General features: G+C 51.0%; 19 protein-coding genes. 9 read left to right on the forward strand and 10 right to left on the reverse strand.

Annotated features, from left to right (window positions below; genetic code table 11):
• Positions 1-137 precede the first annotated feature (137 nt).
• From ssuB to ssuE, 5 genes are read right to left on the reverse strand one after another with little or no spacing between them, the layout of a single operon-like run.
• Positions 138-905, reverse strand: a complete 768-nt coding sequence (gene ssuB / locus D9736_RS09900) for an aliphatic sulfonates ABC transporter ATP-binding protein (protein ID WP_130258248.1) — start codon at positions 903-905, stop codon at positions 138-140.
• A complete protein-coding gene (gene ssuC / locus D9736_RS09905) occupies positions 902-1,693 on the reverse strand; it encodes an aliphatic sulfonate ABC transporter permease SsuC (RefSeq protein WP_130258249.1) in 792 nt (263 codons plus the stop codon). Before ssuC ends, ssuB begins: the two co-directional genes overlap by 4 nt.
• A gap of 11 nt (positions 1,694-1,704) precedes the next feature.
• On the reverse strand, positions 1,705-2,850 hold the full coding sequence (gene ssuD, locus D9736_RS09910) for an FMNH2-dependent alkanesulfonate monooxygenase (RefSeq protein ID WP_130258250.1): 1,146 nt from the start codon (positions 2,848-2,850) through the stop codon (positions 1,705-1,707).
• On the reverse strand, positions 2,847-3,806 hold the full coding sequence (gene ssuA, locus D9736_RS09915; RefSeq protein WP_130258251.1) for an aliphatic sulfonate ABC transporter substrate-binding protein SsuA: 960 nt from the start codon (positions 3,804-3,806) through the stop codon (positions 2,847-2,849). The genes ssuD and ssuA overlap by 4 nt, the downstream gene beginning before the upstream one ends.
• A complete protein-coding gene (gene ssuE, locus D9736_RS09920) occupies positions 3,799-4,374 on the reverse strand; it encodes an NADPH-dependent FMN reductase (RefSeq protein ID WP_130215779.1) in 576 nt (191 codons plus the stop codon). The genes ssuA and ssuE overlap by 8 nt, the downstream gene beginning before the upstream one ends.
• A gap of 236 nt (positions 4,375-4,610) precedes the next feature.
• Here ssuE and pyrD point away from each other — a divergent pair, with 236 nt between their 5' ends.
• Positions 4,611-5,621, forward strand: coding sequence for a quinone-dependent dihydroorotate dehydrogenase (pyrD, locus tag D9736_RS09930; protein WP_130205367.1), 1,011 nt, complete (start codon positions 4,611-4,613; stop codon positions 5,619-5,621).
• Positions 5,622-5,793: 172 nt separating this feature from the next.
• Positions 5,794-6,336: a cell division protein ZapC gene (gene zapC, locus D9736_RS09935; RefSeq protein ID WP_064528385.1), complete on the forward strand. Its 543-nt coding sequence runs from the start codon at positions 5,794-5,796 to the stop codon at positions 6,334-6,336.
• Here the strand turns inward: zapC and ycbX are convergent.
• Positions 6,333-7,442, reverse strand: coding sequence for a 6-N-hydroxylaminopurine resistance protein YcbX (ycbX, locus tag D9736_RS09940; protein ID WP_130258253.1), 1,110 nt, complete (start codon positions 7,440-7,442; stop codon positions 6,333-6,335). The genes zapC and ycbX overlap by 4 nt on opposite strands.
• Positions 7,443-7,684: 242 nt before the next feature.
• Between ycbX and rlmKL the strand changes: the two genes are divergently transcribed.
• The 6 genes from rlmKL to rmf all read left to right on the forward strand — a co-directional run bounded on the left by rlmKL (position 7,685) and on the right by rmf (position 15,793).
• A complete protein-coding gene (rlmKL, locus tag D9736_RS09945; RefSeq protein WP_064528388.1) occupies positions 7,685-9,793 on the forward strand; it encodes a bifunctional 23S rRNA (guanine(2069)-N(7))-methyltransferase RlmK/23S rRNA (guanine(2445)-N(2))-methyltransferase RlmL in 2,109 nt (702 codons plus the stop codon).
• 11 nt (positions 9,794-9,804) lie between these two features.
• On the forward strand, positions 9,805-11,712 hold the full coding sequence (locus D9736_RS09950; RefSeq protein ID WP_130222102.1) for an ABC transporter ATP-binding protein: 1,908 nt from the start codon (positions 9,805-9,807) through the stop codon (positions 11,710-11,712).
• A 199-nt stretch (positions 11,713-11,911) separates the two neighbouring features.
• Positions 11,912-13,165, forward strand: a complete 1,254-nt coding sequence (gene pqiA / locus D9736_RS09955) for a membrane integrity-associated transporter subunit PqiA (RefSeq protein ID WP_130258254.1) — start codon at positions 11,912-11,914, stop codon at positions 13,163-13,165.
• Between the two features lie 4 nt (positions 13,166-13,169).
• Complete coding sequence (gene pqiB, locus D9736_RS09960) at positions 13,170-14,810, forward strand: intermembrane transport protein PqiB (RefSeq protein WP_130205377.1); 1,641 nt, start codon at positions 13,170-13,172, stop codon at positions 14,808-14,810.
• Positions 14,807-15,370, forward strand: a complete 564-nt coding sequence (gene pqiC, locus D9736_RS09965; RefSeq protein ID WP_130222099.1) for a membrane integrity-associated transporter subunit PqiC — start codon at positions 14,807-14,809, stop codon at positions 15,368-15,370. Before pqiB ends, pqiC begins: the two co-directional genes overlap by 4 nt.
• Positions 15,371-15,625: 255 nt before the next feature.
• Positions 15,626-15,793, forward strand: a complete 168-nt coding sequence (rmf, locus tag D9736_RS09970; RefSeq protein WP_000828648.1) for a ribosome modulation factor — start codon at positions 15,626-15,628, stop codon at positions 15,791-15,793.
• A gap of 69 nt (positions 15,794-15,862) precedes the next feature.
• On the opposite strand, the gene fabA is transcribed toward rmf, so the two are convergent.
• The gene (gene fabA, locus D9736_RS09975; protein ID WP_000227926.1) at positions 15,863-16,381 is read right to left on the reverse strand and encodes a bifunctional 3-hydroxydecanoyl-ACP dehydratase/trans-2-decenoyl-ACP isomerase; all 519 of its coding nucleotides are present in this window, start codon (positions 16,379-16,381) and stop codon (positions 15,863-15,865) included.
• Between the two features lie 68 nt (positions 16,382-16,449).
• Positions 16,450-18,210, reverse strand: coding sequence for a Lon protease family protein (locus D9736_RS09980; protein ID WP_130215789.1), 1,761 nt, complete (start codon positions 18,208-18,210; stop codon positions 16,450-16,452).
• A 185-nt stretch (positions 18,211-18,395) separates the two neighbouring features.
• Here D9736_RS09980 and matP point away from each other — a divergent pair, with 185 nt between their 5' ends.
• Positions 18,396-18,848 (forward strand): macrodomain Ter protein MatP, encoded by a 453-nt coding sequence (matP, locus tag D9736_RS09985; RefSeq protein WP_130258255.1) that lies wholly within the window; start codon positions 18,396-18,398, stop codon positions 18,846-18,848.
• A 74-nt stretch (positions 18,849-18,922) separates the two neighbouring features.
• Here the strand turns inward: matP and ompA are convergent, their stop codons facing one another.
• The gene (ompA, locus tag D9736_RS09990) at positions 18,923-19,975 is read right to left on the reverse strand and encodes a porin OmpA (protein WP_064528817.1); all 1,053 of its coding nucleotides are present in this window, start codon (positions 19,973-19,975) and stop codon (positions 18,923-18,925) included.
• 356 nt (positions 19,976-20,331) lie between these two features.
• Positions 20,332-20,841 (reverse strand): SOS-induced cell division inhibitor SulA, encoded by a 510-nt coding sequence (gene sulA / locus D9736_RS09995; RefSeq protein WP_064528402.1) that lies wholly within the window; start codon positions 20,839-20,841, stop codon positions 20,332-20,334.
• Positions 20,842-20,990: the final 149 nt, after the last annotated feature.

Raw genomic sequence — 20,990 nt, forward strand, 5'->3', positions numbered from 1 at the left:
GCTGGTTTTGTAGGCAGGATAAGGCGTTCACGCCGCATCCGGCAACCGTGTCCAACTGCCTGATGCGACGCTTGCCGCGTCTTATCAGGCCTACAAGTCCGTTGAAACTGCTGGTTTTGTGCGCCGCATCCGGCATATTAACCTTGACGCCGAATCGGTTGTTCAGAATGCCCACGATGCATCACCCGCTGCAACACTTCCGCTTCCAGCTCCGCTAATCGCACTGATCCTAACCGGCGCGGACGGGGGATATCCACCGTCAAATCCAGACCAATTTTTCCTTCTTCAATTAACAGCACCCGGTCAGCCATCGCCACCGCTTCGCTCACATCATGCGTCACCAACAGTACGGTAAAGCCGTGCTCCTGCCAAAGTGACACAATCAAATCCTGCATCTCCAGTCGCGTTAAAGCGTCCAGCGCACCGAGTGGTTCATCAAGCAACAATAAACCCGGTCGATGAATCAGCGCCCTTGCCAGCGCCACTCGCTGTTTCTGCCCGCCTGAAAGTGCGGCAGGCCATTCCCCGGCGCGATTCTCCAGTCCTACCGCAGCCAACGCCCGACGCGCGGCATCGCGCCACTGACCTTTAAGGCCTAACCCAACGTTATCAATCACCGATTTCCATGGCAGCAGACGCGCATCCTGAAACATCATTCGCGTATCATCCTGAATTTCAGCCAGCGGTGTGGTGCCCGCTAACACATCGCCTGCGGTAGGCGTTTCCAGACCTGCCAGCAGGCGCAGCAGGGTACTTTTGCCACCACCGCTGCGGCCCACCACCGCCACAAACTGACCTGCCGGAATATGTAAATCCAGTTGGTTCAGGACGATATTTTCCGCGTAATATTTGCTTACTGCATTGAGCAACAATGGTGTGCCCTGGTTCAGACGAGCAGTATTCATACAGTGGCCTCCTTCAGATGATAAGCCGGATTCCAGCGCAACCAGAGGCGCTCTAACAGCTGCGCGCTGACGTCAGCAAGTTTGCCGAGCAGGGCGTAGAGAATAATGGCAACCACCACCACGTCCGTTTGCAAAAACTCCCGCGCATTCATCGCCAGATAACCAATGCCGGAATTGGCAGAAATGGTTTCGGCAACAATCAGCGTCAGCCACATCAGGCCCAATGCAAAACGCACGCCGACCATAATTGAGGGTAGGGCGCCAGGCAGGATCACATGGATAAATAGCGGCAAACCGGATAAACCATAGCTACGCGCCATCTCCACCAGCCCGCGATCGATATTACGGATGCCGTGCCAGGTGTTGATATAAATGGGGAATAGCGTACCGAGCGCCACCAGAAATATTTTTGCGGATTCATCAATGCCAAACCACAAAATCACCAGCGGGATCAGCGCCAGATGCGGCACGTTGCGCAACATCTGAATGGAGGTATCCAGCAGCCTTTCTCCCCAGCGCGACAGCCCGCTAATCAGCCCCAGAATCAACCCCAGCGATCCGCCAATTGAAAAGCCAATCAGCGCCCGCCAGGAGCTGATCTCCAGATGCTGCCACAATTCGCCGCTGGCTGAGAGCGTCCAGAACGCCATCATCACCCCTTCCGGTGAGGGCAAAATACGCGTCGACAGCCAACCAACTGACGAGGCCAGTTGCCACACCGCCACGATGCCCACCGGTAAAAACCAGGGGGCAACGCGCAATAACCACTTTTTCACTGGCGTTGCCATTATTTTGTTCCTTAGCTTTGCGCGACTTTACGGGGGATAAAATCATTTGCCACCGCTTCGCCTTGCGGATTCAGCGGTTGTGGCTGGGGAATTTCCGGGATGGCAATATCCAGATGCGGGAACAGTAACTCGCCGACCCGATACGCTTCTTCCAGATGCGGGTAGCCCGAAAGCACAAAACTGTCGATGCCAAGCGCGGCGTATTCGTTGATTCGCGCAGCGACCGTCGGACCATCGCCCACCAGCGCCGTCCCGGCACCACCGCGTACTAAGCCAACGCCCGCCCATAAATTGGGGCTGATCTCCAGATTGTCGCGCTTGCCATTATGCAGCGCCGCCATTCGCTGTTGCCCCACGGAATCCGTGCGGGCGAATGCGTCTTGTGCTTTGGCGATAGTCTCATCATCAAGATGGGAGATTAACCGCTCGGCGGCCTGCCACGCTTCGTCGTTAGTTTCACGAACAATCACATGCAGACGAATACCGAAACGAATTTTGCGTCCATGCGCGGCAGCTTTCGCACGCACTTGTTCGATTTTCTCTTTAACCAGTTCCGGCGGTTCGCCCCAGGTGAGATAAAGATCAACTTGTTCGGCAGCCAGATCCTGGGCGACGTCGGACGATCCGCCAAAGTAAAGAGGAGGATACGGCTGTTGGATCGGTGGAAAGAGCAGTTTTGCTCCTCGCACATGAATGTGTTTGCCGTTGAAATCCACCGTTTCGCCCAGCAACAACCGCCGCCAGACCCGGGTAAATTCCGCCGAGGCTTCGTAACGTTCGCTATGGTCAAGGAACACGCCGTCGCCAGCCAGCTCTTGCGGATCGCTGCCTGTGACCAGGTTAAACAACGCGCGTCCGTTAGAGAGACGATCAAGCGTGGCGGCCTGGCGAGCGGCAACGGTAGGTGAGGTTACGCTGGGGCGCAGGGCGACAAGAAACTTCAGCCGCTGCGTCACCGGGATCATCGACGCCGCCACCAGCCACGCATCTTCACACGATCGCCCCGTTGGAATTAGCACACCGGTATAGCCCAGACGATCCGCCGCTTGCGCAATTTGTTGCAGATAACCGTGATCAACCGGGCGTGAACCTTCTTCCGTTCCCAGGTAATGTCCGTCACCGTGGGTCGGTAAAAACCAGAACATATTCAGACTCATAATTGTTTTCCTTCCAGTTGCGTGGGCTGCCAGATGCGCTGGCGAATATCGACTTTTTTCGGCACCAGACGGTTTTCATAAAACAGGTCTGCTGTTTGCTGCTGTAAGGCAGCAACTTCAGCGTTCACCGGTTTGATGGTGGTAGGGGGACGATGATCCAGATACGAGGCAATCACTGGCGCAGGTAAGCCCATTGTTTTTGCCAACAGGGCGATACTCTGTTCGCGTTGGCTGCGGGTTAACGCATCGGCCTCACTAAAGGTTGTGAGCACACCCTGAATAAAGGTGCCGTTTTTTTCTGCATAGGGACGAGCGGCCAGATAAAACGATCCGGTTTGATTGAGATCGGTGCCGTCTTTCAACACCCGCACGCCGCCCTGTAATAATGCAGCGGAGTAGTAGGGATCCCAGATAGCCCAGGCGTCAACGTTACCTTGCTGGAACGCGGCGCGGGCATCGGCGGGCGTCAGGTAAGTGGGCTGGATATCGGTGAATTTAAGCCCGGCCTGTTGCAGGGCGCGCAGTAAAAGGTTGTGCGAACTGGAACCTTTCTGAAAGGCAACTTTGTGGCCTTTAAGATTGGCTACGGTTTTGATCGGACTGTTTTCTGGAACCAGAATCACTTCGGCTTTTGGCTTCGGCGGCTCGACGCCCACGTATACCAAATCAGCCCCGGCGGCCTGAGCAAAGATGGGTGGAATATCCCCCGTACTGCCGAGATCAATACTGCCAACGTTTAACGCCTCCAGCATTTGCGGACCTGCGGGAAACTCCACCCACGAGATTTTTGTTTGCGGATAGCGTTTTTCCAGTAACTGGTGGCTTTTTGCCAGCACCATACCAATGCTACCTTTCTGGTAGCCAATATGTAACGCTTCTGGAGTCGACTCCGTAGCAACTGCAAGTGTTGAGACGCTAAGTAATCCCGCCAGCGCCAGTTTAATGATGTTACGCATGGGCATTACCTCGCAGAGAATGAAGGTCAGGAACCTGAACATCACGGCGGTGCAGCGCCTGCCAGAAGGTTTCCAGCGCGGTATCAAGACGGGTTTGCAGATTTGGCGTGAACAGGGGTTTGTGCTGGTAATCAATCACCTGCGAGTCATCGGCAAACACGCCGTGCAGGATCTCCTGGGCTTTCAGCGCGCTTAAAACTGGTTTAAGGGCGTAATCGACCGCCAGCAGATGAGCCACCGTGCCGCCCGTCGCCAGTGGCAGTACCACTTTGCTTTGCAAAGCGCGTTCTGGCAGTAGGTCGAGCAGGGTTTTCAGCGCGCCAGAATAGGCGGCTTTATACACAGGTGTAGCGACTATCAGTCCATCGGCCTGTTGCAGCTGTTCGGTGAAGGTCTTGAGTGCCGGACTATCGAAACGGGCATAGAGCAGATCTTCCGGGGCGAAGTTTTGCAGATTCCAGTGATAAACCTCAACATCCAGGCCATTCAGTTTTTCCCGCGCATATTCCAGTAAGGAACTGGAGCGAGAAGGAAAGCGAGGACTACCCGCCAGGGTGATGACACGCATACTCTCTCCTTATAACCAATTGTTCTTGTTTTGTTAACATTGATAACAATTCGGTCAGTCTGACAGAGGGCGTTCGTGAGTCGAAATGATTTATCTGAAGAAGGAAAGCCAAAAAAAGCATAAAAAGGGCGCAACAAGAAAACGTTTGCTATTTATTGCCGCAGGTCAATTCCCTTTTGCTGCGAACTCGCACATAATACGCCCCCGGTTTGCACACCGGGAATCCAGGAGAGTTCATGTACTACCCCTTCGTTCGTAAAGCCCTTTTCCAGCTCGATCCAGAGCGCGCACACGAGTTTACTTTTCAACAATTACGCCGCATCACCGGAACACCGTTTGAAGCGCTTGTTCGGCAAAATGTTCCAGCGAAGCCGGTTAACTGTATGGGACTGACCTTTAAAAACCCGCTTGGCCTGGCTGCCGGTCTTGATAAAGACGGGGAGTGTATTGATGCCCTTGGTGCAATGGGATTTGGATCGATCGAGATCGGTACTGTCACCCCGCGTCCACAACCAGGAAACGACAAACCGCGTCTTTTTCGCCTGGTAGATGCTGAAGGTTTAATAAACCGTATGGGCTTTAATAACCTCGGCGTTGATAACCTCGTTGAGAACGTTAAAAAAGCCCACTACGACGGTGTTCTGGGAATCAATATCGGCAAAAATAAAGATACGCCGGTTGAGCAAGGCAAAGATGACTATCTGATTTGTATGGAAAAAATCTACGCCTATGCAGGATATATTGCCATCAATATTTCATCACCAAATACCCCGGGATTACGCACTCTGCAATATGGCGAAGCACTGGATGATTTATTAACGGCAATTAAAAATAAACAAAATGATCTGCAAGCGCACCACCATAAATATGTACCAATAGCAGTGAAGATCGCGCCGGATCTTTCTGAAGAAGAGTTGATCCAGGTTGCCGATAGTTTAGTTCGCCATAATATTGATGGCGTCATTGCAACTAATACGACCCTCGATCGTTCTTTGGTTCAGGGGATGAAAAATTGTGATCAAACCGGTGGCTTAAGTGGTCGTCCTTTACAATTAAAAAGTACGGAAATTATTCGTCGCTTGTCGCAGGAATTAAACGGCCGCTTACCGATTATTGGTGTTGGTGGTATTGACTCGGTAATTGCTGCTCGCGAGAAGATAGCTGCAGGGGCTTCTTTGGTGCAAATTTATTCCGGTTTTATTTTTAAAGGTCCGCCGCTGATTAAAGAAATCGTTAACCATATCTAATTATTTCTTTCATTTTCTCTTTATAAGATAATCAGGGCTTTATTTTCAGCCCTGGTTGTTTTATATTCATTGCTGTTACTTATTTAGACATTTTGTACTTTTTTGTTGAGGTTATTAAGCGAAGCGACAATGGAATATGTTGCAGTGGATTTATAGGGTAGAGGAGACGCATATGCGAATTAAACCAGACGATAACTGGCGTTGGTATTATGATGAAGAGCATGATCGAATGATGCTTGATTTAGCCAATGGCATGCTATTTCGCTCACGTTTTGCGCGCAAAATGTTGACACCAGATGCCTTTTCTCCAGCGGGATTCTGCGTTGATGACGCCGCGCTCTATTTCTCGTTTGAAGAAAAATGCCGCGACCTTAACTTATCAAAAGAACAAAAAGCTGAACTGGTGCTTAATGCGCTGGTGGCAGTTCGTTATCTCAAACCGCAAATGCCGAAAAGCTGGCATTTTGTTTCTCATGGTGAAATGTGGTCGCCAGTGCCGGGTGATGCAGCCTGTGTCTGGTTAAGCGATACCAATGAACAAGTCAGCCTGCTGGTTGTTGAATCTGGCGAAAATGCCGCGCTGTGTCTCCTTGCGCAGCCTTGTGTTGTCATCGCTGGTCGCGCCATGCAACTGGGTGACGCCATCAAAATTATGAATGACAGACTGAAACCTCATATGAGTTATGACAGCTTCAGCCTTGAACAGGCCGTTTAACCTTTCAGTTTCAATGCAGTCTTCGGTACACAACTACAGCAAAGAATTGTCCCGTCGTCGCTCATAGCTGATTTTTTCAGCGGGGTGACTTCGCCTTCCAGAAGCTGAACCCGACAACTTCCGCATATGCCCGCGCGGCAAGAATAGGGGATCCGAATCCCTTGATTTTCTAATTGCTCCAACAAAACCTGTTGATTATTACCGCGAAATGCCAGTCCTTGCCAGTCGATATCTACATTTGCATCCATTTGCTGCGTTGTCGGGAGAGTATCGTCTGCGGCTGCCGCGCCGTAGATTTTCGCCGGTGCAGTTGCAAGAATTTCCACTGCATCACCAACACGAACAACGCCACTATTGCGGGCAATTAAATTCTGACCAAAATCGACATCGCCATTATCCCGGGCAGTGCGGAATGATTGCAGCGTTTTTAACGGTTCGCCTGCCGGATGCTTTTGTCCTTTTTCCGGGCTGACAGTGGTGAAAATACAGCGGCTGCAGGGCTTTACGACGTCAAACACCACATCGCCAATGCGAATCACTTTCCAGGTATCTTCTTCCCAGGCTGCCGCGCCGGAAACCACCAGATTGGGGCGAAATTGCTCCATTTTTACACTTGCCGGGCAGCGTTGCTGCACATCACGCAGTGAGGCTTCATTAACGAGCAGATACGGATAGCCATCAGCAAACGACAAGGGTACAGTGTTATGGCGTTTTACGCGCCGTGTCATCTGCGGTCCTACCCAGCGCAGTTGCACTTCACGGGAGAAAAAGCCGCTTAACCATTTGTTGATCTCATCTGGCGCAATGCGTGCAGTAAAATGGTTACCCCACACTTCGGTTGGCGCGTCCTGCATAGCGAAATCAGCAAAACGGATGTATGCGCTGCTGCCATCTGGCGCGGTGAGATGTAAGCCGTCATGCACGGGCGAAGGGGTAAACCGCACCATTTGCGGAAACTGGCGGGCAGTAATAAACGTACCGTCAGGTTCTGTGACCATGAAGATGCGATCGAAGGCCAGACCGCTGACATCAGCCAGAGCATGTGTCAGACCGATGCCGCGCATCGATTTAACAGGATGAATAAAAAGCCGGGTTAATGTCGTCACGGTGCGGTCCTCAAATGAAAATAAGCCCTCAACTTTATGACATGACGCGCTTATTAGCTATAATGCGCAACAATTTTCTTAGTGCCTATCCCGTTAGGCTATTTTATTTGTCAGTTTAGCCCTGGGCAGTGCTCGAAATCCTCACGTACTGGTGTACGTTCCGGTTTCTCCGTGCTGTCCATGTCCAAACTGACTGCAACAATTACGCCTACTGCGGTAGGCCTTAGAGTAAAAGTGACGATATGAATTCTCTGTTTGCCAGTACGGCCCGTGGGCTGGAAGAGCTGTTAAAAACTGAACTCGAAAACCTGGGGGCCGTTGAATGCCAGGTGGTTCAGGGTGGGGTCCATTTCAAGGGCGACACGCGGCTTGTTTACCAGAGCCTGATGTGGAGTCGCCTGGCCTCGCGTATTATGTTGCCGCTGGGCGAGTGTAAGGTTTACAGCGACTTAGACCTTTATCTCGGCGTTCAGGCGATCAACTGGACAGAGATGTTTAATCCTGGCGCGACCTTTGCTGTCCACTTCAGCGGTCTGAATGACACCATCCGCAACAGCCAGTACGGCGCGATGAAAGTCAAAGATGCGATCGTTGATGCTTTCACCCGTAAGAATCTGCCGCGCCCGAATGTCGATCGCGATGCGCCGGATATCCGCGTGAACGTCTGGCTAAATAAAGAAACCGCCAGCATCGCTCTCGATTTAAGTGGTGATGGTTTGCATCTGCGCGGCTATCGTGATCGTGCAGGTATTGCGCCGATCAAAGAAACTCTGGCGGCGGCAATTGTGATGCGTTCCGGTTGGCAGCCAGGAACACCGCTGCTCGATCCAATGTGTGGTTCTGGTACGTTGTTGATTGAAGCGGCGATGCTGGCGACCGACCGCGCACCGGGCTTGCACCGCGGGCGTTGGGGCTTTAGCGGCTGGGCGCAACATGATGAAGCTATCTGGCAAGAAGTAAAAGCGGAAGCGCAAACCCGCGCCCGTAAAGGTCTGGCTGAGTACAACTCTCATTTCTACGGTTCCGACAGCGATGCGCGGGTGATTCAACGTGCGCGCACCAACGCCCGTCTTGCGGGGATTGGCGAACTGATCACTTTTGAAGTGAAAGATGTCGCGCAATTGACCAATCCGCTGCCGAAAGGGCCATACGGTACAGTGTTGAGTAACCCGCCTTACGGCGAACGTCTGGACAGCGAACCGGCGCTGATTGCGCTGCATAGCCTGCTGGGCCGAATCATGAAAAACCAGTTCGGCGGCTGGAATCTCTCTTTATTCAGTGCCTCGCCGGATCTGTTAAGTTGCCTGCAGTTGCGTGCAGACAAACAGTACAAAGCGAAAAACGGTCCATTAGACTGCGTGCAGAAAAATTACCACGTTGCCGAAAGCACTCCAGACAGCAAACCGGCAATGGTGGCAGAAGACTACGCCAACCGCCTGCGTAAGAACCTCAAAAAATTCGAGAAGTGGGCGCGTCAGGAAGGCATTGAATGCTACCGCCTGTACGACGCCGATCTACCGGAATATAACGTTGCCGTTGACCGCTACGCCGATTGGGTGGTGGTGCAGGAGTATGCGCCGCCGAAAACCATTGATGCGCACAAAGCGCGTCAACGTCTGTTCGATATTATCGCGGCGACCATTTCGGTACTCGGGATTGCGCCAAACAAACTGGTGCTGAAAACCCGTGAACGCCAGAAGGGCAAAAATCAGTACCAGAAACTGGGCGAGAAGGGCGAGTTTCTTGAAGTCACCGAATATAACGCTCACCTGTGGGTGAACCTGACGGATTATCTTGATACTGGTTTGTTCCTCGATCACCGTATCGCCCGTCGTATGCTCGGTCAGATGAGCAAAGGCAAAGATTTCCTCAACCTGTTCTCCTATACCGGGAGCGCCACCGTGCACGCGGGATTAGGCGGCGCGCGCAGCACCACGACGGTGGATATGTCGCGTACCTATCTGGAGTGGGCAGAACGAAACCTGCGCCTTAATGGCTTAACCGGTCGTGCGCATCGCCTCATTCAGGCCGACTGCCTGGCGTGGTTGCGTGAGGCTAATGAACAGTTCGATCTGATCTTTATCGATCCGCCAACCTTCTCTAACTCAAAACGAATGGAAGATGCGTTTGATGTTCAGCGCGATCATCTGGCGCTGATGAAAGATTTGAAACGTCTGCTGCGTGCAGGTGGGACGATCATGTTCTCGAACAACAAACGTGGTTTCCGTATGGATCTTGACGGACTGGCAAAACTGGGACTGAAAGCACAAGAAATTACGCAAAAAACGCTCTCCCAGGATTTCGCCCGTAACCGCCAGATCCACAACTGCTGGCTGATTACCGCAGCCTGAAAGGAATAGTAATGTCATTAATCAGTATGCATGGCGCATGGCTGTCGTTCAGCGACGCGCCGCTTCTCGATAACGCAGAACTGCATATCGAAGATAACGAACGTGTTTGTCTGGTGGGCCGTAACGGCGCAGGCAAATCGACGTTAATGAAGATCCTCAACCGTGAACAGGGGCTGGATGACGGTCGCATTATTTACGAGCAAGATTTGATTGTAGCTCGTCTGCAACAGGATCCACCGCGTAACGTTGAGGGTAGCGTTTATGATTTCGTTGCCGAAGGCATTGAAGAACAAGCGGAATACCTGAAACGCTATCACGATATTTCGCGCCTGGTGATGAACGACCCGAGCGAGAAAAATCTCAACGAACTGGCGAAGGTTCAGGAACAGTTGGATCACCACAACCTGTGGCAGTTGGAAAACCGTATCAACGAAGTGCTGGCACAGCTGGGATTAGATCCTAACGTTGCGTTGTCGTCGCTTTCCGGCGGCTGGTTGCGTAAAGCCGCATTAGGGCGAGCGCTGGTGAGCAATCCGCGCGTGTTGCTGCTCGATGAACCGACTAACCACCTGGATATTGAAACCATCGACTGGCTGGAAGGTTTCCTGAAAACGTTCAACGGTACGATTATTTTCATCTCCCACGACCGTTCATTTATTCGCAATATGGCGACGCGTATTGTCGATCTCGATCGCGGCAAACTGGTCACCTATCCGGGTAATTACGACCAGTATTTGTTGGAAAAAGAAGAAGCCCTGCGCGTGGAAGAACTACAAAATGCCGAGTTCGATCGCAAACTGGCACAGGAAGAAGTGTGGATCCGTCAGGGGATCAAAGCGCGTCGTACCCGTAATGAAGGCCGCGTGCGTGCGCTGAAAGCAATGCGTCGTGAACGCGGTGAACGTCGCGAGGTAATGGGTACTGCAAAGATGCAGGTAGAAGAGGCCAGTCGCTCCGGTAAGATCGTTTTCGAAATGGAAGACGTTTGCTACCAGGTTGACGGTAAGCAACTGGTGAAAGATTTTTCTGCCCAGGTACTGCGTGGCGATAAAATTGCCCTGATTGGCCCGAATGGCTGTGGCAAAACCACGCTGCTGAAACTGATGCTTGGTCAACTTCAGCCGGACAGCGGACGCATTCATGTCGGCACTAAACTGGAAGTCGCCTATTTTGACCAGCACCGTGCGGAACTCGATCCCGATAAAACGGTGATGGATAACCTTGCTGAAGGTAAGCAAGAGGTGATGGTTAATGGTAAACCGCGCCATGTACTGGGCTATTTACAGGACTTCCTGTTCCATCCGAAACGGGCGATGACGCCGGTGCGCGCGCTCTCCGGCGGGGAACGTAACCGTCTGCTTTTGGCGCGTCTGTTCCTGAAACCCAGTAACTTACTGATCCTCGACGAACCGACCAACGATCTCGATGTTGAAACGCTGGAACTGCTTGAAGAGCTGATCGACAGCTACCAGGGTACAGTATTGCTGGTTAGTCACGATCGTCAGTTTGTTGATAACACCGTAACAGAGTGCTGGATCTTCGAAGGTGGCGGCAAAATTGGCCGTTATGTCGGCGGTTATCACGACGCGCGCGGACAGCAAGAACAGTATGTGGCGTTAAAACAGCCTGCGGTGAAAAAAAACGAAGAAGTAGCTGCGCCGAAAGCAGAAACTGTAAAACGCAGCAGTAGCAAACTAAGCTATAAATTGCAGCGCGAATTAGAACAGCTACCGCAACTGCTTGAAGATTTGGAAGCAAAACTGGAAGCCTTACAGGCGCAGGTGGCAGATGCCTCTTTCTTCAGCCAGCCCCATGAGCATACGCAAAAAGTGCTCGCTGATCTGACTGCTGCTGAACAGGAACTGGAGCAGGCTTTTGAACGTTGGGAGTATCTTGAAGCGTTAAAAAATGGTGGCTGATCGCTAATCAGTTAAGTGAAAAGAGAGACTGCTGACAACGGCCAAATTGTCTGATGCGCTACGCTTGTCTGGCCTGGGTGGAAACGTCAATTTATTGCGTTTCCACGAGCTCCCTGAGCGGATAATGCGGTAGTTCAGCATCCGGCAAGCGAGTGCTATGTCAGCATTCTGTAGAATAGCGCATCATTAAGGAGTACCAATGTGCGAACATCATCATGCCGCGAAGCACATCCTGTGCTCGCAGTGTGACATGCTGGTGGTTTTACCCCACCTTGAGCATGGTCAGAAGGCGGCATGTCCTCGGTGTGGCACAACGTTAACCGTTGCGTGGGATGCCCCTCGACAGCGTCCTACCGCTTATGCGTTGGCTGCACTGTTCATGCTGCTGCTGTCCAACCTGTTCCCTTTTGTCAATATGAACGTTGCAGGGGTAACCAGTGAGATTACGTTGCTGGAAATCCCGGGCGTACTGTTTTCCGAGGACTATGCCAGCCTTGGTACTTTTTTCCTGTTGTTTGTACAACTGGTCCCCGCGTTTTGCCTGATTACTATTTTACTGTTGGTTAATCGCGCGGAAATACCAGTTCGTTTAAAAGAACAACTGGGGCGGGTACTTTTTCAGCTCAAAACCTGGGGAATGGCGGAGATTTTCCTTGCCGGTGTGTTGGTCAGTTTTGTCAAACTGATGGCTTACGGCAGCATTGGCGTGGGCAGTAGTTTCATTCCCTGGTGTTTATTTTGTGTGCTGCAATTACGCGCCTTTCAGTGCGTTGATCGCCGCTGGTTATGGGATGATATTGCCCCGATGCCAGAGCTTGACCAGACGCTGAAACCGGGCATAACGGGAATACGCCAGGGGCTGCGCTCTTGCTCATGCTGTACGGCAATTCTTCCTGCCGATGATCCAGTGTGTCCGCGCTGTGGCACCAAAGGATATGTTCGACGCAAAAACAGTCTGCAATGGACGCTGGCACTGCTTTTTACGTCGATCATGTTATATCTCCCGGCGAACATCTTACCCATTATGGTGACCGATTTTTTAGGCTCTAAGATGCCGTCGACCATTCTCGCCGGGGTTATCTTATTATGGAGCGAAGGCTCTTATCCGGTTGCCGCCGTCATCTTTTTAGCCAGTATCATGGTGCCAACTTTAAAGATGATCGCCATAGCCTGGCTGTGCTGGGATGCGAAAGGGCACGGCAAGCGTGATAGTGAAAGAATGCATTTGATTTACGAAGTTGTTGAGTTTGTAGGCCGCTGGTCAATGATTGACGTTTTCGTGATAGCGGTGCTCTCGGCGCTGGTGCGTATGGGAGGCTTAATGAGTATTTATCCGGCAATGGGTGCATTAATGTTTGCTTTAGTCGTCATTATGACAATGTTTTCTGCGATGACGTTTGATCCACGTTTGTCGTGGGATCGTCAACCTGAACCAGAGCATGAGGAGTCCTGACAGTATGGAATCTAATAGTGGGGAAGCCAAAATCCAGAAAGTGAAGAACTGGTCCCCTGTGTGGATATTTCCCATCGTTACGGCACTCATCGGGGCCTGGGTACTTTTTTATCATTACAGTCATCAAGGGCCGGAAGTTACCCTGATCACTGCTAATGCGGAAGGAATAGAAGGCGGCAAGACTACCATTAAAAGTCGTAGCGTGGACGTCGGTGTGGTCGAAAGTGCCACGCTGGCTGATGATTTAACGCATGTTGAAATCAAAGCGCGTCTCAACGCCGGTATGGAAAAACTGCTGCACAAAGATACTGTTTTTTGGGTAGTGAAACCACAAATTGGTCGTGAAGGCATTAGTGGCCTTGGTACGTTGCTTTCCGGTGTGTATATCGAGTTGCAACCGGGGGCTGCAGGCAGCAAGCAAACAAAATATGATTTGCTTGATTCTCCACCGTTGGCCCCACCAGATGCCAAAGGGATCCGTGTCATTCTTGACAGCAACAAAGCTGGGCAACTCACGGCGGGAGATCCCGTGCTGTTTCGTGGTTATCGCGTAGGGTCGGTTGAAACCAGCACCTTCGATACCCAGAAGCGTAATATCAGCTATCAACTGTTCATCAATGCGCCTTATGACCGCCTGGTAACGAGCAACGTTCGCTTCTGGAAAGATAGCGGCATAGCGGTGGATCTGACCTCGGCGGGGATGCGCGTAGAGATGGGGTCATTGACGACGTTGCTAAGTGGTGGTGTCAGCTTTGACGTGCCTGAAGGACTGGACTTGGGACAGCCGGTTGCGCCAAAAACGTCATTCGTTTTGTATGATGATCAGAAGAGTATCCAGGATTCACTCTACACAGATCACATTGATTATCTGATGTTCTTTAAAGATTCGGTACGCGGTCTGCAACCTGGCGCGCCAGTGGAATTCCGCGGTATTCGTCTCGGTACGGTAAGCAAAGTGCCATTCTTTGCGCCGAATATGCGTCAGGTCTTTAACGATGATTATCGCATTCCAGTCATGGTGCGTATTGAACCAGAACGACTGAAAATGCAGCTAGGTGAAAATGCTGATGTGGTAGAACACCTGGCCGAATTGCTGAAGCGCGGTTTACGCGGTTCACTGAAAACCGGGAATCTGGTCACGGGAGCGCTGTACGTCGATCTGGACTTCTATCCAAATGCTCCGGCAATTACCGGTGTGCGTGAGTTTAATGGCTATCAAATAATCCCGACCGTTAGCGGTGGTCTGGCGCAAATCCAGCAACGTCTGATGGAAGCGTTGGATAAGATTAACAAACTGCCGTTGAATCCGATGATTGAACAGGCGACCAGTACGTTGTCGGAAAGTCAGCGCACGATGAAAAACCTGCAGACTACGCTGGATAGTATGAACAAGATCCTTGCCAGCCAGTCGATGCAACAGTTGCCGACGGATATGCAGTCGACACTGCGCGAATTGAATCGTAGCATGCAGGGCTTCCAGCCGGGTTCCGCAGCCTATAACAAGATGGTGGCGGATATGCAGCGTCTTGATCAGGTATTGCGTGAACTGCAACCGGTTCTGAAAACGCTCAACGAGAAGAGCAACGCGCTGGTATTTGAAGCGAAGGATAAAAAAGATCCAGAGCCGAAGAGGGCGAAACAATGAAAAAGTGGCTAGTGACGATAGCGGCACTGTGGCTGGCCGGATGCAGCTCCGGTGAAATTAACAAAAACTATTACCAATTACCTGTGGTGCAGAGCGGTACGCAAAGTACCGCCAGCCAGGGTAACCGCCTGCTATGGGTAGAGCAGGTCGTTGTTCCTGATTATCTGGCGGGGAATGGTGTGGTTTATCAAACCAGTGATGTGAAGTATGTGATTGCCAATAACAACCTGTGGGCCAGCCCGCTGGATCAACAGTTGCGCAATACTTTGGTCGCTAACCTGAGTGCGCAACTGCCCGGTTGGGTCGTAGCTTCCCAGCCTTTGGGAAGCACCCAGGACACGCTTAATGTGACTGTGACGGAGTTTAACGGCCGTTACGATGGTAAGGTGATTGTGAGCGGCGAGTGGCTACTAAACCATCAGGGACAACTGATAAAACGTCCGTTCCGTGTGGAAGGGGTGCAGAATCAGGATGGCTACGATGAAATGGTGAAAGTACTGGCCAGTGTCTGGAGTCAGGAAGCCGCGACTATTGCGCAAGAGATAAAGCGTCTACCTTAATTATAAAGATTTGTAAATATAACCGTCTCCGGCATGTAGCCTGAGGCGGTTTATTTGTTTATAAGCCATGGGAAAACTTGTTCCGCTTCACATTTTTTGTACAACCGACATGCCCGTGTAGCTCACAAATATGGCAGTGGCGTGAATTTTGCGCATTGACGGCAGTTATGATTCGCGGTATTGCTTAACTGTGATTGCACATTTAGTAATCACTGTTTTCTTTTCCACCAGAAACCAGTATGAGGGAAACGAGGCATGAAGAGACAAAAACGAGATCGCCTGGAACGGGCACATCAACGTGGTTATCAGGCCGGCATCGCCGGACGCTCAAAAGAAATGTGTCCCTATCAGACGCTGAATCAAAGGTCACAATGGCTGGGAGGCTGGCGAGAAGCCATGGCGGACAGGGTAGTAATGGCCTGATTCTGTCTCTTTAAAAAGAAACCTCCGCATTGCGGAGGTTTCGCCTTTATATACTTTGTCTGATTAAAATCAGAATGCAGACGTATCCTGGAACAGACCCACTTTCAGGTCGTTGGCGGTATAGATCAAACGACCATCAACCAGCACTTCGCCATCCGCCAGGCCCATAATCAGACGACGGTTAACAATGCGTTTAAAGTGAATACGATAGGTCACTTTTTTCGCCGTCGGCAGCACCTGGCCTGTGAATTTCACTTCGCCAACGCCCAGGGCGCGGCCTTTACCTTCGCCGCCCAGCCAGCCGAGGTAGAATCCTACCAGCTGCCACATCGCGTCCAGGCCCAGGCAGCCCGGCATTACCGGATCACCGATGAAGTGGCAACCGAAGAACCACAGGTCCGGATTAATATCCAGCTCTGCTTCTACATACCCTTTGTCGAAGTTACCGCCCGTTTCAGTCATTTTGACCACACGGTCCATCATCAGCATGTTCGGTGCTGGCAATTGTGGGCCTTTAGCACCAAACAGTTCACCGCGACCAGAGGCAAGAAGGTCTTCTTTTGTATAGGATTCGCGTTTATCTACCATGTTCTCTGTAAGCCTTATTTTATTGAAGCACGCAGGATAGCTAACACGTGTACGCTGAACAAGTCCGATCAGTTCGGAATAAACCAGTTCAGCCAACGTAGTGGCCACGGAAAACGGTGACGCCCTTCCTGTTGCGATGCTTGCGCGATACGTTCCTGGATAGTTTGCATCAGCGTCGTCTGGCCTTCGCCATCCCACACCAGATTTAATAATAACGGCAGTGCATCAGTCACATCGTCCACTGCCCAGATGGTGAATTTGCCTTCCTCTACCGCCTTCACCAGTTCACTGTGAAGACTTAAATGGCGAACGTTAGCGCTGGGGATAATCACACCTTGCTTCCCACTTAACTCACGCTGCTGGCAGATAGCAAAGAAGCCTTCGATTTTCTCATTCAGACCGCCCACAGGCTGGGCGCGACCAAACTGATCCACTGAACCTGTAATGGCGATACTCTGATTCACCGGGACATCAGCAAGGGCGCTGATCAGAGCGCAGAGCTCGGCCATTGATGCGCTGTCACCATCCACTTCACTGTAAGATTGTTCAAAGGTCAGTGACGCCGAGAAAGGGATCTGTTGCTCAAGCTGAAGTTCCGACATCAAAAACGCCTGCATGATCATCATCCCTTTAGCGTGAATGTTGCCGCCAAGCTCCGCTTTGCGTTCGATGTCGGTGAATTCACCATCGCCAATATGCACAACGCAGCTAATGCGAGAAGGTTCGCCAAATGCGCGTGGATGGCCTGGAAATTCAATGACCGAAAGGGCGTTAATTTGCCCGATGCGTTCACCTTCGGTTTCAATCAGGATCTGCTCCTGAAGGATTTCATCCTGCATACGCTCGGCGAGGAAACCTTCGCGCCATTCCCGCTGCTGTAGCATTAAGTTTAGCTGCTCGCCAGAGAAGGTATCACCTTCGCACAATGAAGCGACCTCTTTACACTGGCGGAGGATCCACTGCGGACTAAGGGGCAGCGTTTCTTGCTCACCGGTATAGCGTACTGCTTCGCGGATAAGCACCGGCCAGGCGTCGGCATCTGGCGCTGGCAAGTGGTTAAGTCTGGCAATAAACGTCACCCAGCGACACCACTGGCGTACGGATTCGGCATCGACTATCTGCAGAGTATCTTCAAATTCGCTATAGATCGCTTGTTCAGACAGTTCTGGCTCCATCTCCTGGAAATCGGCCAATGAATCGCGTTCGCCTACCAGAATGACCTTCAGCTTCAATGGCATTGAAGGTACAGAGACGGGGAGAGGGCGCGACTCATCAAATGCTACCCAATCGAAGCGTTCGCGGTTGACGATGTTCTTCAGACGCATCCACAGCAATGGCTGGGCCAGCAGTGTGCGCAAGGAGATAATCAAAATGCCGCCATTGGCCTGATGTACCAGTCCTGGCTGCAAGGTAATGTCGCCATTAAACTGGCGCAAACAGCCAAAAAGCTGTTCGGCTTCAGCCCAGTCAGCACTAACAACCTGGGTTAAGGTCGCAAAATTATCGTCAGTGCTAACTGCGTTCCGTAAGCGTATGGTGTGGCCGGAAATCTCATAGTGAGCGCCCATCAGTTGGCCTGCATCGCTTTGTAGCGTGCGTGCAGCATCGGCTATAAGATTCAGATAATCGGATTCTTCCGGCGCTTTTGCCAGTATAAAAGAGGATGATGCCCGCGCGTGCAGCAACTGCTCAAGCGCAAATTGCAGTCGCGGTTGAGTGTCACTGAATAAAGGATCGTTTTCGTCAATCAAATGTGGCTGTGCGAATACTTCCTGATAGCTTTCGGTATCAGGAATCAGGTCACGCCATGCAAGTTTCGTAATGGTCAAAGTCGATGTTTTTTAGTCTGTTGTCAAAGGCGCGATTATACCGTAACCGGCACTGCAGCACACGTAGAAAGCACCGACAAAAGTCCCGGCATGCGCGTTAAAGCTCACAGGACAGAGATTCTTTTCATCAAGCAGGTAAAAAGCTGATATTCTGTAAAGAGTTACACGGTAACATTGAGATCGCTATGAAATATCAACAACTTGAAAATCTTGAAAGTGGTTGGAAATGGAAATATCTGGTGAAGAAGCACCGTGAAGGTGAGTTGATCACCCGTTACATAGAGGCCAGTGCCGCCCAGGAAGCCGTCGATGTGTTGCTATCGCTGGAGAACGAACCTGTACTCGTAAATGGCTGGATTGAAAAACATATGAATCCAGAGCTGCTTAATCGCATGAAACAGACGATTCGGGCCAGACGAAAACGGCACTTTAATGCGGAGCATCAGCATACGCGCAAGAAATCTATCGATCTGGAATTTATTGTCTGGCAAAGGTTAGCAGGGCTTGCGCAACGTAGTGGTAAAACGCTATCCGAAACGATTGTCCAGCTGATTGAAGATGCGGAAAACAAAGAGAAGTATGCGAATAAAATGTCTTCTTTGAAGCAGGATTTGCAGGCATTACTTGGTAAGGAATAACTGGCGAAGGTCATTTACTTTACTACAGATGAAAAAAAACCCCGCAGTAGCGGGGTTTTTTATTAGACGAGAACTTAAGCCTGCGGCTGAGTTACAACGTCTTTGATGCCTTTAACTTCGATCTCTACGCGACGATCCGGAGCCAGGCAGTCGATCAGAGCAGCACGCTGTTTCACGTTGTCACAGGTGTTGCCAGTAACCGGGTTGGATTCGCCCATACCACGTGCGGAGATCTTGTCAGACGGGATACCTTTAGAGATCAGGTAATCAACGACGGACTGAGCACGACGCTCGGACAGACCCTGGTTGTAAGCGTCAGAACCGATGCGGTCAGTGTAACCCAGAACAACTACGGAACCGTCTTTCGGATCCAGGTTGCTCAGCTGGCTGTACAGCTGATCCAGAGCAGCCTGACCTTCCGGTTTCAGGGTTGCTTTGTTGAAGTTGAACAGAACGTCAGACTTCAGAGTGAAGTGCTTGGTCTGTACTTCTGGAGCCGGAGCCGGAGCCGGAGCAACTACTGGAGCTGCTTCGCCCTGACCGAAACGGTAGGAAACACCCAGGCTCAGCAGACCGTTGTCCGGACGAGTACCGATGGTGTTAGCGTCACCGATGTTGTTGGTCCACTGATATTCCAGACGGGTAGCGATTTCTGGAGTGATCGCGTACTCAACACCACCTGCGAATACCGGAGAAACGCCGGTGTCGTGGTCTTTAAAGGATGGGCCACCAGGTACGTTAGCCTTGGTGTCTGCGCGCCATACCATACCACCCAGACGAGTGTAGATGTCCAGATCGTCAGTGATTGGGTAACCCAGTTTAGCGGTCAGCTGAACGCCCTGAGCTTTGTATGCGCCGTTGATGTTGTCGCCTTTGTACGGCATACGACCTAACCAGTCGTAACCCATTTCAAAGCCAACATACGGGTTAACCTGGTAACCACCAAAAGCACCTGCACCCAGTTGGTTTTCGTGGGTCGGACCATTGTTAGGAATGAAACCAGTGTCATGGTACTGGGACCAGCCCAGTTTAGCACCAGTGTACCAGGTGTTATCTTTCGGAGCGGCCTGCGCTACGGTAGCGAAACCAGCCAGTGCCACTGCAATCGCGATAGCTGTCTTTTTCATTTTTTGCGCCTCGTTATCATCCAAAATACGCCATGAATATCTCCAACGAGATAACACGGTTAAATCCTTCACCGGGGGATCTGCTCAATTGTAACTCTGCCGATAAATTCGGCTTATGCCGAGCACCCCTGGCGATGTAAAGTCTACAACGTAGTTGAAAACTTACAAGTGTGAACTCCGTCAGGCATATGAAAAAAAAGACTTGTATAAGGTACGTTTAACCGTTTTTGTTAACGATACTTTACAGGATAAAATCGCGGAAACCGCTTCAGACAAGCCTCCACAAGTAAAATTAGTGACAAGTGAAAGCGTCTACGGGTTAACAAAAAAAGTTCCAGGATTAATCCTAAATTTACTTAATGATACAAATTTGAGTGAATTTTTAGCCCAGAAAGTTGTCTCGTGGCGTGAGAGTGTGTGCTTACTGGACGCATAATAAACCCCATTGCGTTACCTTCATTGGCGGCATCGACAAGATCAGCATGCTCTTCTTCTGTCAGATCGTCTGCCAACCAACCGATCACTACGCTGTAATTTCCCGTACGCAAAGCACGAACCATTGATTCCACGGTGTGACAAGGGGAAAGCTGGCTTATCTGCATCACCTTAGTTAAGGGTAGTCCCGCTGCCTGCACCCATTCACGACTTAGTTTTTGTTGCGGCGTTAACCAAAGTTGCCAACGCGATTGTTGGCCGAGTTGCTGTAATAATGGCAAAAGCAGGAGTTGCGTCATCATGGGCTGATCTTCGCGATAGACAACTTCACTAATTAGCCCGGCTGTAGTGTTTTCCGTAGAGACACGCGCAATTTTGCTTGCTGTGGAGGAGAACATCGAAGAACGATTTGCGTAGCCTGAAGTGTACATAATCAATCCAGCCCTGTGAGTTACTGTATGAATATACAGTACATCCAGTGACAACAAAGATCAACACAAATTTCGGAAAGAGCCTCGCAATTTTTGTCGTTGGTGACCTGAAAACTTAAATTAATCTTGCCCCTTGAGAATAAGTTGCC

This window comes from Escherichia sp. E10V10, from assembly GCF_004211985.1.
Taxonomy (GTDB): domain Bacteria; phylum Pseudomonadota; class Gammaproteobacteria; order Enterobacterales; family Enterobacteriaceae; genus Escherichia.

Coding starts and splice junctions, on each gene's coding strand:
- D9736_RS09950 (WP_130222102.1), top strand. CDS start 9,805: ATGTCATTAATCAGTATGCATGGCGCATGGCTGTCGTTCAGCGACGCG.
- pqiA (WP_130258254.1), top strand. CDS start 11,912: ATGTGCGAACATCATCATGCCGCGAAGCACATCCTGTGCTCGCAGTGT.
- pqiC (WP_130222099.1), top strand. CDS start 14,807: ATGAAAAAGTGGCTAGTGACGATAGCGGCACTGTGGCTGGCCGGATGC.
- ssuB (WP_130258248.1), bottom strand. CDS start 905: ATGAATACTGCTCGTCTGAACCAGGGCACACCATTGTTGCTCAATGCA.
- ssuD (WP_130258250.1), bottom strand. CDS start 2,850: ATGAGTCTGAATATGTTCTGGTTTTTACCGACCCACGGTGACGGACAT.
- matP (WP_130258255.1), top strand. CDS start 18,396: ATGAAATATCAACAACTTGAAAATCTTGAAAGTGGTTGGAAATGGAAA.
- ssuC (WP_130258249.1), bottom strand. CDS start 1,693: ATGGCAACGCCAGTGAAAAAGTGGTTATTGCGCGTTGCCCCCTGGTTT.
- ssuE (WP_130215779.1), bottom strand. CDS start 4,374: ATGCGTGTCATCACCCTGGCGGGTAGTCCTCGCTTTCCTTCTCGCTCC.
- sulA (WP_064528402.1), bottom strand. CDS start 20,841: ATGTACACTTCAGGCTACGCAAATCGTTCTTCGATGTTCTCCTCCACA.
- rmf (WP_000828648.1), top strand. CDS start 15,626: ATGAAGAGACAAAAACGAGATCGCCTGGAACGGGCACATCAACGTGGT.
- zapC (WP_064528385.1), top strand. CDS start 5,794: ATGCGAATTAAACCAGACGATAACTGGCGTTGGTATTATGATGAAGAG.
- rlmKL (WP_064528388.1), top strand. CDS start 7,685: ATGAATTCTCTGTTTGCCAGTACGGCCCGTGGGCTGGAAGAGCTGTTA.
- pqiB (WP_130205377.1), top strand. CDS start 13,170: ATGGAATCTAATAGTGGGGAAGCCAAAATCCAGAAAGTGAAGAACTGG.
- pyrD (WP_130205367.1), top strand. CDS start 4,611: ATGTACTACCCCTTCGTTCGTAAAGCCCTTTTCCAGCTCGATCCAGAG.
- ompA (WP_064528817.1), bottom strand. CDS start 19,975: ATGAAAAAGACAGCTATCGCGATTGCAGTGGCACTGGCTGGTTTCGCT.
- ssuA (WP_130258251.1), bottom strand. CDS start 3,806: ATGCGTAACATCATTAAACTGGCGCTGGCGGGATTACTTAGCGTCTCA.
- fabA (WP_000227926.1), bottom strand. CDS start 16,381: ATGGTAGATAAACGCGAATCCTATACAAAAGAAGACCTTCTTGCCTCT.